Raw genomic sequence first — 15,282 nt, 5'->3', positions numbered from 1 at the left:
GGCGGGGTGTGGGCTGCTCAGCGGAATCCTCCTGGCGGTCGCGGGTGGTCTCCGGGCGATCCTGCCAGCCCGGCCCGGGACGCGCGCCGCCGTACCACCCGGACGTGACGTGGTCCTCAGCCGAGGTTGCAGGCGTCCAGGGACCGTTCGTAGCCGCGGAAGAACCAGTCGGTGCGCTGTTCGGCGGTGCCGTGCGACCCCTCGGCGAACCACGGCTGGTCGGGGTCGTCGCCGACGGCGAGCAGCCCCTCACGGAACTCGTCCAGGTCGCCGGCGTCGAGCTTGAGGGTGCCGTCGCGTACCGAGTCGCCGAGGTACGCCCCGGCCATGCAGTCGGCCTGCAACTCCTGTTGGATGGTGAAGTTGGCGCGGATGCCGAGCCGGATCTGGATGCCGTGGGCGTACTCGTGGCCCAGCAGGTAGAACACGAACGCGTCACCGACCTGCCGGAACGCCGCCACCGACCAGTTGACGTCGTAGGCGATGAAGTCGCCCTGGGAGCAGTAGACCGCGTTGTTGCGGGGCAGCGCCTGGCCGCCGCAGGAGATCTCACCCTCCCGCTGGTAGGGCAGGACCTGGCGGATCGGCCGGAACTGCTGCCCGGAGGTCCGGAACTGGGCGGCCCAGTAGCGTTCGGCGATGGTGACGGCGTCGTCGATGTCGCTCTTGAACTCGGCCACGCTGGTGGTGCCGTCGGCGCGGGTGGTCTCCGCCTCGGGCGAGGCCGGTGCCGCCGGGCGCGACGACTGTCGTGGGGCCGGTTCCCGGGGTGCCTGCGGGGCGTTCTCCCGCACCCCGCCGGCAGCACAGCCGACCGCCACCACCAGCGCCGTCAACGCGGCGACCAGTGGTCCGTGCGAGCGGCGTCGTGAGCCTGCCGTCACCGTGTGCCTCCCAGGCGTCCCGGTCCTGCGGCCGGTGGTACCCCGACCGTGGAACGATCATGCCCGGCCGACGTCCCGTTGACCATGGGGGGCCCGGACCGACCCGACCGGACGGTCAGTGGTGCTCCTGGCCCCGGCGGATCGTGTCGCCCTGGGCGAGGTGGCGTCCCGCCTCGTACCGGTGCTGTCTGGCCTGGGCGTCCAGCCTGGCGGCCCGGTCCTCGGCCCCGGCGGTGCGGGCCCGGTCGCGCCAGGCGACCCAGCCGAGGGTGCCGACCGTCACCAGCGCCGCCACCCCGAGCGTGACCCACATCGTCGTCATGGGACCACGATAGGTAACCCGTCGCCATCCGGGCGTCCCCCGCCCGGTCGGCGGTTAACCTCGGGGCCGGTGTCCGGATCGGCCCCGCGGCACCGACGTCTCCGGTGTCCGGCCGGGCCACGGCCGGCCGAGAGGAGAGAACATGAAATACATGATCATGTTGTACGGCTCGCAGCGCGACTACGACGCGATGGCCGGCCGGCCCGGCGCGCAGCCGCCGATGACGCCGGAGCAGGTCGCCGCGATGCACGCCCACATGGCGGCGGTACACCAGGAGCTGGCCGAATCCGGTGAGCTGGTCGACGGGCAGGGGTTGACCGCGCCGGTGCACGCCCGCCGGGTGCGGCTGCGGCAGGGCACGCCCGTGGTCACCGACGGGCCGTACCCGGAGACGCAGGAGGTGCTGGCCGGGTTCACCGTCGTCGACTGTGTCAGCTTCGACCGGGCGACCGAGATCGCCGCCCGGTTCGTCGACCCGGACGCCGAGGGCGGGTACGTCGACGTGCGGCCGGTCGCCGACGGCATCGACGACCTGGACGGCTGACCCGTTCCCGTGGGCCCGTCCACCGTCGAGGACCTGCTGCGCGTGCTCGCGCCGCAGGTCCTCGGCGCGGTCGTCCGCCGGTACGGCCACTTCGACACCGCCGAGGACGCCGTCCAGGAGGCGCTGCTGGCCGCCGCGACCCGCTGGCCGGTCGAGGGGCTGCCGGAGCACCCCCGGGGTTGGCTGATCACGGTGGCCGCCCGGCGGCTGACCGACCTGCTGCGCGCCGGGCAGGCCCGGCGTCGGCGGGAGGACGACGAGGGCCGGGCGCAGCGGTGGATCGCCCCGGCGGCCGACCACCGGGAGCCGGTCGACGACAGCCTGGTCCTGTTGTTCCTGTGCTGTCATCCGGCGCTGCCGCCGGCCGCCCAGATCGCCTTGACCCTGCGCGCGGTCGGTGGGTTGAGCACCGCCGAGGTGGCGCGGGCGTTCCTGGTGCCCGAGGCCACCATGACCCGGCGGATCACCCGCGCCAAGCAGCGCATCCGCGACAGCGGGCTGCCGTTCGCGCTGCCCGACGCCGACGAGCGCCCGGCCCGGCTCGACGCCGTCCGGCAGGTGCTCTACCTGGTCTTCAACGAGGGGTACGCGAGCACCGCCGGCCCGCACCTGCGCCGGGTGGACCTGTCGACCGAGGCGATCCGGCTGGCCCGGCTGCTGCACCGGCTGCTCCCGGACGACCCGGAGGTGACCGGGCTGCTGGCGTTGATGTTGCTCACCGACGCCCGGGGCCCGGCCCGGGTCGGTCCGGAGGGTGAGCTGGTGCCGATGGCGGAGCAGGACCGCCGCCGCTGGCGGGGCGACCAGATCGCCGAGGGGGTGGCCCTGATCAGCGCGGTGCTGCCGCGTGGGGACGTCGGGCCGTACCAGCTCCAGGCGGCGATCGCGGCGGTGCACGACGAGGCACCGAGTGCCGACGAGACCGACTGGGCGCAGATCGTGGCCCTCTACGAGGTGCTGATGCGGATCTCGGACAACCCGGTGGTGGCGCTCAACCACGCGGTGGCGGTGGCGATGGCCCGGGGTCCCGTCGACGGGCTGCGCCTGCTCGACGCGCTGGCCGCCGATCCCCGCATCGGCGACGACCCCCGCCGGCACGCCGCCCGCGCCCACTTGCTGGAACGCTGCGGCAGCCTCGCCGAGGCCCGGGCGGCGTACGCGCACGCGGCCCGGCTGTCGACGAACCTCCCCCGCCAGCGCTACCTGTACGGCCGGCTGGCGCGGCTGACCGACGCCGGGGACGGTGAGCACGGCAACGGATGACCGTGCGCGGGCGACGCTGCGATGGTGGATGGGTCGCCTGGCCAGGCCCGTCACCGTCTTCGAAGCTGGAGGGCTCGATGGACCATCCGCGCGATCTGCTCGACGCTGCGACGAAACTCCGCCCCGAGATGGTGGACCGGCTGCGCGTCCTGGTGTCCGCCGAGTCGCCCCCCGATGACCTGCCGTGCCTGGAGTCCTGTGCCGACCTGCTCGCGGGTTGGGGCGAGGAGGTGCTCGGCCGGCCCGCCGAACGGGTCGTCGTGGACGGGCTGCCGCACCTGCTGTGGCCGGCGGCCCGGCAACGGGTGCTGCTGCTCGGTCACTTCGACACGGTCTTCCCCGCCGGCACCGTCCGGACCCGGCCCTTCACCGTACGCGGGGACGTCGCCACCGGTCCCGGGGTGTGCGACATGAAGGCCGGCATCGTGCAGATGTTCACCGCACTGGGCCTGCTGGCCGACAGCTCCCGGGTGGGGGTGCTGCTCACCTGCGACGAGGAGAGCGGCTCGGGCACGTCCCGGCCGTTGATCGAACGCGAGGCGCAGCGCTCGGACGCGGTGCTGGTCTGCGAGGCGGCCACCCCGCAGGGGGAGGTGAAGGTGGCCCGCAAGGGGGGCTCGGTGTACCGGGTGACCGTGCGGGGCCGGGCCGCCCATGCCGGGGTGGAGCCCCAGCGGGGGGTGAACGCCACCGTCGAGGTCGCCCACCAGATTCTCACGCTGCGCGCCCTCGGCGCGGGGCACAGCGCCGGCACGTCGGTCACCCCGACGCTGTTGGCGGCCGGTACCACCACCAACACGGTGCCGGAGCTGGCCAGCCTGGCGGTCGACGTACGGGCGTGGACCAGTGCCGAACTCGAACGCGTCGACCGGGCCATCCACGGGTTGGTGCCGTTCCTGCCCGAGGCGACGGTGGCGGTGGAGGGCCGCATCGGCCGCCATCCGATGCCCCCGGAGCTGGCCCGGCCGCTGCTGGCCGTCGCCCAGTCGGTCGCCGGTCGACTGGGCCTGTCGACCCTGGGCGGGGCGCACGCGGCGGGCGCGTCGGACGGCAACTTCACCGCCGCGTTGGGGGTGCCGACGCTGGACGGGCTGGGTGCGGTGGGTGGTGGGGCGCACGCCCGGGACGAGTACGTCCAGCTCGACCGGATGCCGGAGCGAACGGCCCTGTTGGCCGGACTGATCGACCGGTTGTCCACGGTGGAGGGGCATTGATGACGACGTGGCCGAACGGGCCGTAGGCTGCTCCCTGTCGGCGAGCGACCGACGGCGAGGGGTCGGACGCGCGCATGACTACGGCACAGTGGTCGGGGTCGACCATTCCCCTGCTCGGCGTCGAGGAGGAGTTCCTCGTCGTCGACGCCGAGCGGGGCGAGGTCAGGCCGGAGGCCGCCACGGTGGTCGACCTGGCCCGCCCGGCGCTCGGCGGTCGGGTGGGTGGCGAGATCACCGAGCTGCAGATCGAGACCCGCACCGATCCCTGCCACGCGGTGGCGGACATCGAGGCGCAACTCGTCGAGGCCCGGGCGGCGTTGCAGGCGGCGGCGGGCCGGGCCGGGCTGCGGGTGGTCGCCACCGGCTCCCCGGTGCTCGGCCGGGCCGTGCCGCCGCCGATCACCCAGGGGCCACGCCAGGACCGGGGCAACGCCACCTACCGGGGGTTGCACGACGACCTGGCGATCTGCGCGGTGCACGTACACGTGGAGCAGCCGGACCGGGACCGGGCGGTGCTGGTCGGCAACCACCTGCGCCCGCACCTGCCGGTGTTGCTGGCGTTGACCGCCAACTCGCCCTACTGGCGTGAGCGCGACACCGGCTATGCGAGCTGGCGCAGCCTGACCTGGCAGCGCTGGCCGGTGGCCGGCCCGCCGCCGTATGTGACCTCCGCACAGCAGTACGACGCCCACATCGACCTGCTGCTCGACGCGGGCGCGCTGGTCGACTCCGGGACGATCTTCTGGGACATGCGGCTGTCGGCACGCCACCCCACCCTGGAGGTCCGGGTGGCTGACATGCCGATCACCGCCGCCGAGTCCGCCGGGTTCGCCGCCCTGGTCCGGGCCCTGGCGATGGTCGCCGGAGCGGCAGTCGACCGGGGCGACGAGGGCCCCCGCACCGACCCGGACCTGATGCGGCTGGCGTACTGGCGGGCCGCCCGGGACGGGATGGGTGGCCACGGCGTCGAGGTGGGCACCGGGCGGCTGCTGCCCGCCGGGGTGCTCGCCGCGCAGCTGGTCGAGCTGGCCCGGCCGGCGTTGGCGGAAACCGGTGACGGACCCCGGGTCGGGCGGTGGCTGGCCGGGCTGGCCGCCGACGGTGACGGGGCGACCCGGCAGCGGGCGGCGGCGGCCGGGGGGCGACTCACCGACGTGGTCGCCGCCCTGGTCACCGCGACCGCTCCGGACGTGCCCGATCGGCAAGACAGCACGGTGGCGTAACGACGAACCGGCCCGCCTCGGAAATGCTGGGAGCAGCCGACCCACGGGCGTGGCGTCCACTGTGGAACTAGCTGCGTGGTGCCCGGCGGGTCGGTTATCGCAGGGAGGCGACAGATGGCCGACACGGTCCTGCTACCCACCGTCCCGATCCGACACGAGCGCCGGCCGGCGGCGGACATGCTCCGCGCGGCGGAGGCGTTCGCCGACCGGATGGCCGGCCGCCGTTCGGTACGCGACTTCGCGCCCGACCCGATACCCGAGGGGGTGATCGAGGCGGCGGTCCGGGCCGCGTCGACCGCCCCCAGCGGGGCCAACGTGCAGCCGTGGCGGTTCGTCGTGCTGACCGACCCGGCCCGCAAGCGCCGGCTACGTGAGGCGGCCGAGGCCGAGGAACGCGACTTCTACCAGCGCCGCGCGCCACAGGAGTGGCTGGGGGCGATCGCCCAGCTCGGCACCGACTGGGAGAAGCCGTTCCTGGAGACCGCGCCCGCCGTCATCGTCGTGTTCGAGGTGCACCAGGGGCCGCACAGCCCCAAGCCGTACTACGTCAAGGAGTCCGTCGGCATCGCGGTCGGCCTGCTGATCTCCGCGCTGCACCACGCGGGCCTGGTCACACTGACCCACACGCCCAGCCCGATGCGGTTCCTCAACGAGGTGTGCGAGCGCCCGCCGGAGGAACGCCCCAACCTGGTGCTGCCGGTCGGGTACCCGGCCCCGGGCGCCCGGGTCCCCGACCTGGCCCGCAAGCCGCTCGACGAGATCATGATCCGCCAGTGAGGTCCCCGGTCAGGAACTCGACGAGCGGGTCGACGTGCCGGTCCGGCCGCCGCCACTCGGCCAGCAGATCCTCCAACAGGTGCTGCTCGGCCACCAGCTCGCCGTGGCGGTACCGCCGGATCACCGGGTGGATGAAGGCGCTCTCCCGGGCCCGGTCCGGCGTGGGGTGCCGGTCGATGGCGAAGACGTCGCCGTAGTCGTCGCGACCCCAGCGCAGGGCGAGGGTGTAAAGGTGCGACGCGGCGGCGAACCGCTCCACGGCGTAGTCCTCCGGCAGGTCCTCGTAGTGCCGGAAGTCGCCGGTGGCGTCGTCGCGGACGAACACGTCACAGAGGTACTCGAACTGGGTCCACAGCGCCGAACTCCAGTTGACCCGGTCCAGCATCACCTTGGTCAGCGACGCCGGCTCCCCCGGCGTCGTGGCCACCGGCACCGGCACGTCGTCGTAGCGCTCGCGCAGCAGCCGGGTGAAGGTCCGCAGGTTGTACCGGAACCCGTCGATGAACGGCGACGAGGCGTGCTTCACGTCCCGCGCCTGCGCGATGGTGCCGGCGAAGTACAGGTCGTCGACGTTGCTCGACTGCCAGTCGGGGCGCAGGCCGGGCATCCGGCCGTCCCGCACCATGTCCGGGGCACAGGCGGCGTCGAACAGGGAGGTGTCCATCCGGAACCCGGTGCAGCGCAGCACCTCGTGGTAATCCAGCTCGGCGGTCTCCCCCTGGGCGTGGGTGTAGGTGATGGAGACCTGGAACCTTCCGTCGACCGGCCGGATCTCGTCGATGGTGCAGTCGAGCACCGAGTGCAGCGTCTTGAACTGGTAGCTGTCGAGGATCGCGCCGTACTGGCCCCGGACGTCACCGGGGTGCTTGGTGTTCCAGGCCAGCCGCAGCGGCTGCCGGCTGGCCAGGTGCACCATCGACGCCTTGCCCAGGATCGCCGAGGCGGTCTCGAACGCGGAGTTGCCCTTACCGATGATCAGGACCCGCTTGCCGGCGTAGCGGTCGGGGTCGACGTCCATCTCCTCGTAGCCGGTGGCGTACTCGATGCCCTTGATGTCCGGCACGAACGGCCGCCCCCAGCCGGTCGCCACGATCAGGCAGCGCGCCCGCACGACCCCCCGGTCGGTGCGCACGACGAACCCCTCGTCGTCGCGGCTGATCTGCTCGACCGTGGTGCCGTAGCGGACCCGGAGCTGGTGGACCCGTTGGAACTCGGCGAGATAGCTCACCAGGTCGTCCGCCGCCGGCAGGTACTCCTGGCTGAACTTCGGGAACAGCAGCTCCGGGTCGTCGTTGAGCAACGAGTTCCAGTCCCACCGCAACCGGATCTCGGGGTCGGTGCTGTCGGTGTGCACCTTGTTGAGCGAGATCAGCCGACGGTGGCGCGGGAACCGCCGGAAGAAGCCACCGGGCTCGGCGCCGCGCTCGAGCGTCAGGTAGTCGGCACCCTGCTGCTGGAGGTAGTAGCTCAGCTGCAGGCCGGCGGGCCCGGCTCCGACGATGACGTACGTGTGCGTGGTGTCGACCATCAGGTGAACCCTTCGACGCGGAGACGGTTCCCCCGACGATGGAGTGGACCACGAGATGTGTCAATGGTCGACGGTCGGAATCGACGGCGGTGCGCCGGTGGGCACCCGGCGGGGGTCGCCGGGCCGGAGGCTACGACGAGATGGTGAACGCCGCCACCACGCCATTGTGGTCGGAGTTGGTGCCGCTGACGATGTTGTAGTCGGTCATCCACATCTCGCGGTGTTCCTCGACGCGCTTCCAGAAGTAGATGTAGTCGATGTGCCGGTTGCCGTGCGTCCCGTTCCCCTTCTCGCCGTACAGGTTGTAGCAGGAGCGCAGGTTCGGCAGTTCGTTGGCCTCGAACACCTTCCAGGGGAACTTCTGGTACCCGTACGCCCGGTCGGCGCTGAAGTCGACGTTCAGGTCGCCGCTGACGATCACCTGACCGGAGTCTTTCTTGGCAGCCGCCAAGTTCTTCAGGGCCTGGAACTGTTGCTCGGCGCAGGCGGTCCGGGGCAGGTCCTCGGGCCGGCCGTTGTTGTCGATGCTGGAGTTGGCGTGGGCGTTGAGGTGGTAGACGCTGCGCCCGGTCGCCTTGTGCCGGTAGCGCACCCAGTTGTTGTAGCGGGCCGGTGGCACCTCACCGGGCCCGTTGGTGTCGCACACGAAGTTCGACCCCTTGTCGAGCACGTCGAACACGCTCTTTTTGGCCAGCAGCGCCTCGTTGGCCGCCTGCGTCGGCTCGGGCGCATACAGCCACCAGCCGTTGTCCGCCGCCCAGTTCTGCAGGAACGCCTTGCGGTTGCCGACCTCGTTGAGCCCGACCAGGTCCGCCTTCGCGGTGATCAGTTCCAGGTCGTGGACGAAGTCGGCCTGGTTCAGCTCGTTGAGGATGTTCAGGGTCGCCGCCTGGAAGGTGGAGTTCGCGGCGGCGGGGGTCGCCGGCACCAGGCTCACCAGCAGCACCGCCGCGCCGACGAGGGCACCCGCCCCGCGCGCCGACCAGAGTTTTCCGCGTGACATGGTGGTCCTCTCCTGAGTCCCGGCAACCGCCGCAACGCGATCCGGCGATGAAGAATACTGTCTTGCTTTCTTCCGGCACGGTAGCTTAGTTTCACCACCCGGACAACGGAAACACATTGTCCGGAATGAATTGCCGATCTTGCCGACGGAGTGGCGCAGGGGCCCGCTCGACACCGGCCCGGACGCCGTCCTCCACCCGCCTGTCGCACCGGGAGACCCCATGCATCCACGAACGACCTGGCGACCGTCGCTGATCGCCGTCGTGGTCGCGCTCGTCGCCGGCACCGCCGCCGCGCCCGCCGCAGCGGCCACCCCGCAACCGGTGTACGCCCCCTCGGGCGGGATCGCCGACCCCGGCGTGGTGCGGCACAACGACACCTTCGTCGTGTTCGCCACCGGCACCCGGGCCCCGGCCTACCGGGGTGAGACCGCGTCCGGGCCGTGGAGCGCCCTCGGCACGACCCTCGGATCGGTCCCGGACTGGGCCGAGAACGGCGCGGTGTGGGCCCCCGACGCGGTCCGTACCGCCACCGGATGGGTGCTCTACTACTCGGCGCCCGCCAAGGGCAAGAACGGACAGCGGTGCATCGGGGCCGCGACCTCCGACACCGTCGACGGGACGTACACGCCGGTGGGTGTCGCGCCGCTGATCTGCCCGGGTGGCGCGCACGGAGCGGACGACGCGGTGGCGGGACGGCCGGTCGCCGCCGCTGGCGTGATCGACCCGTCCCCGTTCGAGGACGCCGACGGCAAGCGGTTCGTGCTCTACAAGACGCAGCAGACCCCGTCGTCTATCCGGATGCTGCGGCTCGACGACACGGGTACCCGCTGGGTCGGCAACGCCAGTGGTGAGCTGGTCCGCAACGCCGGCATCATCGAGAACCCGGTGCTGCGGCAGCGGGGCTCCACGTACGTGCTGTTCGCCTCCCGGTACGGCTACGACAACTGCAGCTACGCCACCGTCTATCTCACCTCCACCGACCGGTGGGACTTCCACGGCAGGACCGAGCATTCGTTGCTCACCACGTCCGGCACCGGGATCTGCGGCCCGGGAGGCGCGGATCTCGTCCCGGCCCTGGTCGACGACGAGCAGCGGCTCTTCCTGCACGGTTGGGTCTGCGCCGGCACCACCCCGTGCCGGCAACAGGCCGACGGCTCGCTGCCCGCCAACGCCCGCCGCGCGCTGTACGCGGCGATCTTCCGCTGGGACGGCGCCACCCCGCGCGTCGGGGCGTTCCTCTGAGCCGTCCGGCGGCGGCAGCGGTCGCCCTGTCGATGCGGGCCGACCCCCGCCGAGGCCGGCTCAGTCGTCGCGCTGTCGGCCCGACCGGCGGCCGGTCCGGGCGACCACGACGGCGGCGGCGAGGCTGAGCGCCGCAGCACCCAGTTGCAGCAGTCCGTCGACGAGGTCGACGAGGTCGGTGAGAGAGGGGGATTCCACTGTGGCCTCCGGGGGGTCGGTCCCCGCCGTCCGCGCGGTGCGGAGGCGCCCCCCGGGCCCGGGTGACATCCACGGGCACCATCACGATTATGGCACCACGAACCGAACGCCGTCACCCGCCCGGTCCCGCTTCCCAGCCGTAGCCGCCGCACCGGGACGGGTCAGAGTTGACCGGGAAAGAAGCCGTAGCGGGCCAACGGCTCGACGATGTTCTGCTCCTCGTAGGACAGGTGCGACAGCAGGGTGTCGGTGAGCACGTCCACCGCCCGCTGAAGCTCGGCCAGCCGCTCCGGGTCCTCGATCAGCGCGACCAGGGCCCGGTCGACGCCCTCCACGACGTCGTGGATGACCACGTGTTCCTGCTCCAGCCGGTCGATCACCGGCACCAGCGCCGGGTCGGCCCGCCGCAGGTGCGGGAAGATCGCGTCGTCCTCCAACCCGTGGTGCTGGGTGACCAGCGTGCAGTAGGCGGCACAGTACGCCCCCAGCGTCCAGTTGTTCTGCCGCATCGTCATCCGGTTGAGCACCCCCCGGGCGTCCCCGGCGGAGACCACCCCCCGGCGGACCTGATCGAGCAGGTCGCGGATCTCGCCCAACTCCCGGCGCAGGTGGTCGTGGACGTCGACCAGGTGCCCGCCGACGGCCTGGGCCTGCGGGGAGTAGACGTGCCCGGTCGGGGCCGGCGGGGCGACCGGCCGGGTCGACTCGTCCCAGAGCCGGTGGTCGCTGTGCCGTACCTGCGGTGCCGGGGTGGGGGTGACCGCCAGCCCGGCGACGCCCCCGGCCCGGACGACCTCCCGTGGCCGCGCGTCGCCCGACCCGCCGGCGCCCGCCGCCGACCCGCCCTCGCCCGGCCCGCCCTGCGCCACCGGACCCGTCCCGGCCGGACCGCCCTCGCCCGCCCCGGCCTGGGCGGCCGGGCCGGAGCCCGCCTGGGCGGCCGGGGCGGGTCCGGTCGAGCCGGGCCCGCCCGACGCGCTCCGCTCGGCGGCGACCAGTTCACGGACGGCGGGGGCGACCTCCTGGGCGAACAGCTGGATGCTGGTGGGATCATCCGTGCCGAGGATGAAGCCGGAGGTGCCGTACGTCAGCACCAGGTCGGCCAGTTCCCGCACCCACTGCTGCGGCGGCCCCTCGAGGAAACCCGCACCGGAACGGGTGAACCGACCGGAGACGTTCAGCAACCGCCGCACCTCGGCGGGGTCACGCCCGACCGCCGCCGCACCCTCGTCGACGAGCGCGTTGAGGTCGGCCAGCTCCGCCGGCCCCTTCGGCAGGTACGACAGCGACGGCAACCAGCCGTCCGCCGCCCGGCCCACCAGCCGCAACAACCTCGGCTTGTACGCCCCGACCCAGATCCCCACCGGGTGCGCCGGGGCGGGACCACGCTTCGCGCCGACCACCCGGTAGTGCTCGCCGTCGACCCGCACCCCGCCGCGCCGGTCGGCGGCCCAGACCTCGCGGATGATCCGGATCGCCTCGTCCAACGCGTCCACCGCCTGCCCCGGGGCGAGCCGTCGGCCACCGTTGGCCTCGATGGCGTCCCAGAACGCACCCGCACCGAGGCCGAGTTCGACCCGGCCGCCGCTGAGCAGATCGAGGCTGGCGACGCTACGGGCCAGCACCACCGGCTGCCGCAGCGGCAGGTTGAGCACGTTGCCGGCCAACCTGATCCGGCTGGTCGCCGCCGCCAGGTAGGACATCAGCGTCCAGGTGTCGAGAAATCCCGGCTGGTAGGGGTGGTCCTGGAAGGTGACCAGGTCCAGGCCGACCTGTTCGCAGAGCCGGGCCCGGGCGACGACCTGCTCCGGCTGCCGGGCGTCGGGGGTCAGGAAGCCGCCGAACAGCAACTCGTGTCCGTAGTCGGTCATGACGCTGCCGTCACCTGATCCCTTCGTCGCGCCCGGCGTCGCCCAGCGGCACGCCCGGCATCGGGACGCGGCCACGGCGGGTGGCCGGGGCGACCGGCCCACCGTAGCGCCGTCCCACGGTGCTCTGCCGGGCGGTCGCGGAGTTCGGGCCGGTCAGGGCCGCGGTGCCGGGCCGTCCCGAGGTCGAGGGTGAGGTGTGCGGCCACCTGCTCCCCCACCTCGATCCCCTCGGCCGTACGCACCCGGGCCCTGCCCGGGACGAGATAGCGCCCGCCCGACGATCACGAGTGGCGGAAGTTGCGGCAGCTTGCAAGGCTAGGTGCCGTGTATGACTACGACCTGTTGGTGCTGGGCTCCGGGCCCAGCGGTCAGAAGGCCGCGATCGCCGCCGCGAAGCTCGGTAGGCGGGTCGGCATCGTGGACCGCCGCGACATGATCGGTGGGGTGTGCATCAACACCGGCACCGTCCCCTCCAAGACGCTGCGGGAGGCCGTGCTCTATCTGACCGGCCTGAGCCAGCGGGACCTCTACGGCAGCAGCTACCGGGTCAAGGAGGAGATCACCGTCGCCGACCTGGCCGCCCGTACCCAGCACGTGATCGAGCGGCAGACCGATGTGATCCGCAACCAACTGGGCCGCAACCGGGTCGCGTTGATCACCGGCACCGGCCGGTTCGCCGACCCGCACTCGATCTGGGTGGACGGCGGCTCCGGGCACGACACCCGGATCACCTTCGACAAGGCCGTCATCGCCGCCGGCACCCGACCGGCCCGCCCGGACAGCGTCGACTTCGACGACCGGACGATCGTCGACTCCGACGGGGTGATCAACCTCCAGGCCGTGCCGCGCAGCATGGTCGTCGTCGGTGCCGGCGTGATCGGCATGGAGTACGCCTCCATGTTCGCCGGGCTGGGCACGAAGGTGACCGTGGTGGAGCGCCGGGACCGGATGCTCGAATTCTGCGACGAGGAGATCATCGAGTCGCTCAAGTACCACCTGCGTGACCTGTCGGTGACGTTCCGCTTCGGCGAGGAGGTCGCCGCGGTGGAGAAGCACCAGAACGCCGCGCTGTGCATCCTCAAGAGCGGCAAGAAGATCGTCGCCGACACGGTCATGTACTCGGCCGGCCGGCAGGGGCAGACCGACGACCTGGCCCTGGACGCGGCGGGCCTGGAGGCCGACAAGCGCGGCCGGATCTCGGTCGACGAGCACTACCGCACCAGCGTGGAGCACATCTATGCGGTGGGTGACGTGATCGGCTTCCCGGCGTTGGCGTCCACCTCGATGGAGCAGGGCCGGATGGCCGCGCAGCACGCCTGCGGCGAGCCGGCCCGGGAACTCCAGGAGTTGCAGCCGATCGGCATCTACACGATTCCGGAGATCAGCTTCGTCGGCAAGACCGAGGAGGAGCTGACCAACAGCTCCACCCCGTTCGAGGTGGGCATCGCCCGCTACCGCGAGCTGGCCCGGGGGCAGATCGTCGGCGACTCGTACGGCATGTTGAAGCTGCTCGTCTCCCCGCAGGACGGCCGGTTGCTCGGGGTGCACGTGTTCGGCACCGGCGCGACCGAGATCGTCCACATCGGGCAGACCGTGATGGGGTGCGGTGGCACGGTCGACTACCTGATCGACACGGTCTTCAACTACCCGACCCTGTCCGAGGCGTACAAGGTCGCCGCCCTGGACGCGGCCAACAAGATCCGCAACATCACCCGGATCGACGGCTGACCCACCGCCCGGTGCGGGCTCCGCGACGCGACACGCGGGGCCCGCACCGGTGGGTGGGGACGGCACCGGCCGGGCGCGCGAGGTGACGCACGGCGGCGGCGGCAACTACGCTCGACGGGTAGTCAGCCGCCGATCGACAGGGTCCGCCTCGTGATGCCGAAGAGTCCGACCGTGGACGGGCAGTCGCCGGGGGACAGCCGCCGCCGGAGCCTGGGCGCGCTGCTGCGCCGGGTGCACCTCGGCGGACCGGTGTCGCGCGCCGGGCTGGCCGCCGGGTTGGGCGTGAATCGCAGCACGGTCCTGGCGCTCACCGCCGAACTGGTGGCGGCCGGCCTGGTGCGGGAGGGCTTCCCCGAGCTGACCGGCCGGGCCGGCCGGCCGTCCCTGGTGGTCCGGCCCGCGTCCGACCGGGTCTTCGTGCTCGCCTTCGACATCGCGGTGGACCGGCTGGTGGCCGCCCGGGTCGGGCTGGGCGGGCAGATCCAGGACCGCCGGGAGGCGCCCCGGGCCCGGGCGGGCGTCGACCTGGAGACCGTGGCGGGGGTGCTGGCCGACCTCGGGCGTGACCTGCACCGGGCAGCGGCACCGGGGGCGGTCTGCGTGGGGATCGGCGCGTCGTACTGCGGGATGATCCGGCCCGGCGACGGGATGGTGCGGTTCGGCCCGGACCTGGGCTGGGTGGACCAGGCGTTCGGCGCGGAGCTGGGGCGTCGACTCGATCTCGGCCTGCCGGTCCTGGTCGGCAACGAGGCCCACCTGGGCGCGCTGGCCGAACACCAGCGTGGGGTGGGCGTCGGGGTGCACAACCTGGTCTACCTGCACGGCGACGTCGGGGTCGGTGGCGGCATCATCGTCGGCGGCGACCTGCTCGGCGGCGACGGCGGGTACGGCTCCGAGGTTGGTCACATGCTCGTCAACCCGTACGACGGGAGGCCGTGCGGGTGTGGTTCGCGCGGCTGTCTGGAGGCGGAGGTCGGCGAGCGGGCGTTGCTCGACGCGGCCGGTCGACCCGCCGACCTGATCGGCCGCGACGCGGTCCGGGAGGTGGTCGAGGCGGCCGGTCGCGGCGAACCGGCAGCCCGCGACGCCCTGCGGACCGTCGGCGACTGGTTGGGCATCGGGGTGGCCAACGTGATCAACCTGTTCAATCCCGGCATGGTGATCTTCGGTGGCGTGCTGCGGGAGGTGTACCGGGGCACGGCGACGCACGTCCAGGAACGGATCACCGCCAACGTGCTGCCGGTCTCACGGTCCCGGGCGCAGTTGCGGGTCTGCGCCCTCGGTGACGACGCCACCCTGGTCGGCGCGGCGGAACTCGGCTTCACGCGGCTGCTCGCCGATCCGCTGGGGATCCCGGTCGGCTGAGCGGCCGGCCGAAAACCCGTTGGCCGCAGCGGTCCGGTGGGCCAGGCTGGTGGGCATGACGTACTGACGGACACCTCCGCATCCCGCCCGCGCCGCGCCACCGCGTGCGCCGCATGCCG

General features: G+C 72.7%; 14 protein-coding genes. 8 read left to right on the top strand and 6 right to left on the bottom strand.

The window, feature by feature from the left end:
- Positions 1-116: 116 nt before the first annotated feature.
- Positions 117-884 carry a neutral zinc metallopeptidase gene (locus ACQP2H_RS14090; RefSeq protein ID WP_219461458.1) on the bottom strand — a complete coding sequence of 256 codons (768 nt, stop codon included), beginning with the start codon at positions 882-884 and terminating at the stop codon, positions 117-119.
- A 115-nt stretch (positions 885-999) separates the two neighbouring features.
- On the bottom strand, positions 1,000-1,206 hold the full coding sequence (locus ACQP2H_RS14085; protein ID WP_433233117.1) for a hypothetical protein: 207 nt from the start codon (positions 1,204-1,206) through the stop codon (positions 1,000-1,002).
- Positions 1,207-1,348: 142 nt separating this feature from the next.
- On the opposite strand from ACQP2H_RS14085, the gene ACQP2H_RS14080 reads away from it, so the two are divergent.
- The 5 genes from ACQP2H_RS14080 to ACQP2H_RS14060 all read left to right on the top strand — a co-directional run bounded on the left by ACQP2H_RS14080 (position 1,349) and on the right by ACQP2H_RS14060 (position 6,227).
- Positions 1,349-1,750, top strand: coding sequence for a YciI family protein (locus ACQP2H_RS14080; RefSeq protein WP_208566168.1), 402 nt, complete (start codon positions 1,349-1,351; stop codon positions 1,748-1,750).
- 9 nt (positions 1,751-1,759) lie between these two features.
- Entirely contained in the window at positions 1,760-3,013 is a 1,254-nt protein-coding gene (locus ACQP2H_RS14075; RefSeq protein ID WP_433233115.1) for an RNA polymerase sigma factor, read from the top strand.
- Positions 3,014-3,090: 77 nt separating this feature from the next.
- A complete protein-coding gene (locus ACQP2H_RS14070) occupies positions 3,091-4,227 on the top strand; it encodes a M20 family metallopeptidase (RefSeq protein ID WP_219461451.1) in 1,137 nt (378 codons plus the stop codon).
- A 74-nt stretch (positions 4,228-4,301) separates the two neighbouring features.
- Positions 4,302-5,450, top strand: coding sequence for a carboxylate-amine ligase (locus ACQP2H_RS14065; protein WP_219461448.1), 1,149 nt, complete (start codon positions 4,302-4,304; stop codon positions 5,448-5,450).
- A gap of 177 nt (positions 5,451-5,627) precedes the next feature.
- The gene (locus ACQP2H_RS14060; RefSeq protein ID WP_255598079.1) at positions 5,628-6,227 is read left to right on the top strand and encodes a nitroreductase family protein; all 600 of its coding nucleotides are present in this window, start codon (positions 5,628-5,630) and stop codon (positions 6,225-6,227) included.
- Here ACQP2H_RS14060 and ACQP2H_RS14055 read toward each other — a convergent pair.
- Both ACQP2H_RS14055 and ACQP2H_RS14050 read right to left on the bottom strand, forming a co-directional pair.
- Positions 6,211-7,755, bottom strand: a complete 1,545-nt coding sequence (locus ACQP2H_RS14055) for an NAD(P)-binding domain-containing protein (protein WP_219461441.1) — start codon at positions 7,753-7,755, stop codon at positions 6,211-6,213. The two genes, ACQP2H_RS14060 and ACQP2H_RS14055, sit on opposite strands and share 17 nt — an antisense overlap.
- Positions 7,756-7,885: 130 nt before the next feature.
- On the bottom strand, positions 7,886-8,758 hold the full coding sequence (locus ACQP2H_RS14050; RefSeq protein WP_357533695.1) for an endonuclease/exonuclease/phosphatase family protein: 873 nt from the start codon (positions 8,756-8,758) through the stop codon (positions 7,886-7,888).
- A gap of 220 nt (positions 8,759-8,978) precedes the next feature.
- Between ACQP2H_RS14050 and ACQP2H_RS14045 the strand changes: the two genes are divergently transcribed.
- The gene (locus ACQP2H_RS14045; protein WP_357017466.1) at positions 8,979-10,001 is read left to right on the top strand and encodes a glycoside hydrolase family 43 protein; all 1,023 of its coding nucleotides are present in this window, start codon (positions 8,979-8,981) and stop codon (positions 9,999-10,001) included.
- A 60-nt stretch (positions 10,002-10,061) separates the two neighbouring features.
- Here the strand turns inward: ACQP2H_RS14045 and ACQP2H_RS14040 are convergent, their stop codons facing one another.
- Together ACQP2H_RS14040 and ACQP2H_RS14035 are read right to left on the bottom strand one after the other, a co-directional pair.
- Positions 10,062-10,199 carry a hypothetical protein gene (locus ACQP2H_RS14040; protein WP_219461432.1) on the bottom strand — a complete coding sequence of 46 codons (138 nt, stop codon included), beginning with the start codon at positions 10,197-10,199 and terminating at the stop codon, positions 10,062-10,064.
- Positions 10,200-10,360: 161 nt separating this feature from the next.
- Entirely contained in the window at positions 10,361-12,070 is a 1,710-nt protein-coding gene (locus ACQP2H_RS14035; RefSeq protein ID WP_433233112.1) for an LLM class flavin-dependent oxidoreductase, read from the bottom strand.
- A 324-nt stretch (positions 12,071-12,394) separates the two neighbouring features.
- Between ACQP2H_RS14035 and sthA the strand changes: the two genes are divergently transcribed.
- Positions 12,395-13,798 carry a Si-specific NAD(P)(+) transhydrogenase gene (gene sthA / locus ACQP2H_RS14030; RefSeq protein WP_208566178.1) on the top strand — a complete coding sequence of 468 codons (1,404 nt, stop codon included), beginning with the start codon at positions 12,395-12,397 and terminating at the stop codon, positions 13,796-13,798.
- A gap of 153 nt (positions 13,799-13,951) precedes the next feature.
- The gene (locus tag ACQP2H_RS14025) at positions 13,952-15,163 is read left to right on the top strand and encodes an ROK family protein (RefSeq protein WP_357533701.1); all 1,212 of its coding nucleotides are present in this window, start codon (positions 13,952-13,954) and stop codon (positions 15,161-15,163) included.
- Positions 15,164-15,282 lie beyond the last annotated feature (119 nt).

It is taken from the genome of Micromonospora sp. CA-248260 (genome assembly GCF_050942205.1).
Classification (GTDB): domain Bacteria; phylum Actinomycetota; class Actinomycetes; order Mycobacteriales; family Micromonosporaceae; genus Micromonospora; species Micromonospora antibiotica.
Note: the sequence above shows the minus strand (reverse complement) of the source record. Positions and strands in the feature narration are given on the sequence as shown.

Bases quoted from the DNA above. Each gene is read 5' to 3' on its own strand.
- ACQP2H_RS14035 (WP_433233112.1), bottom strand. From the start codon at position 12,070: ATGACCGACTACGGACACGAGTTGCTGTTCGGCGGCTTCCTGACCCCC.
- ACQP2H_RS14025 (WP_357533701.1), top strand. From the start codon at position 13,952: ATGCCGAAGAGTCCGACCGTGGACGGGCAGTCGCCGGGGGACAGCCGC.
- ACQP2H_RS14050 (WP_357533695.1), bottom strand. From the start codon at position 8,758: ATGTCACGCGGAAAACTCTGGTCGGCGCGCGGGGCGGGTGCCCTCGTC.
- ACQP2H_RS14045 (WP_357017466.1), top strand. From the start codon at position 8,979: ATGCATCCACGAACGACCTGGCGACCGTCGCTGATCGCCGTCGTGGTC.
- ACQP2H_RS14055 (WP_219461441.1), bottom strand. From the start codon at position 7,755: ATGGTCGACACCACGCACACGTACGTCATCGTCGGAGCCGGGCCCGCC.
- ACQP2H_RS14060 (WP_255598079.1), top strand. From the start codon at position 5,628: ATGCTCCGCGCGGCGGAGGCGTTCGCCGACCGGATGGCCGGCCGCCGT.
- ACQP2H_RS14080 (WP_208566168.1), top strand. From the start codon at position 1,349: ATGAAATACATGATCATGTTGTACGGCTCGCAGCGCGACTACGACGCG.
- ACQP2H_RS14065 (WP_219461448.1), top strand. From the start codon at position 4,302: ATGACTACGGCACAGTGGTCGGGGTCGACCATTCCCCTGCTCGGCGTC.
- ACQP2H_RS14085 (WP_433233117.1), bottom strand. From the start codon at position 1,206: ATGACGACGATGTGGGTCACGCTCGGGGTGGCGGCGCTGGTGACGGTC.
- ACQP2H_RS14070 (WP_219461451.1), top strand. From the start codon at position 3,091: ATGGACCATCCGCGCGATCTGCTCGACGCTGCGACGAAACTCCGCCCC.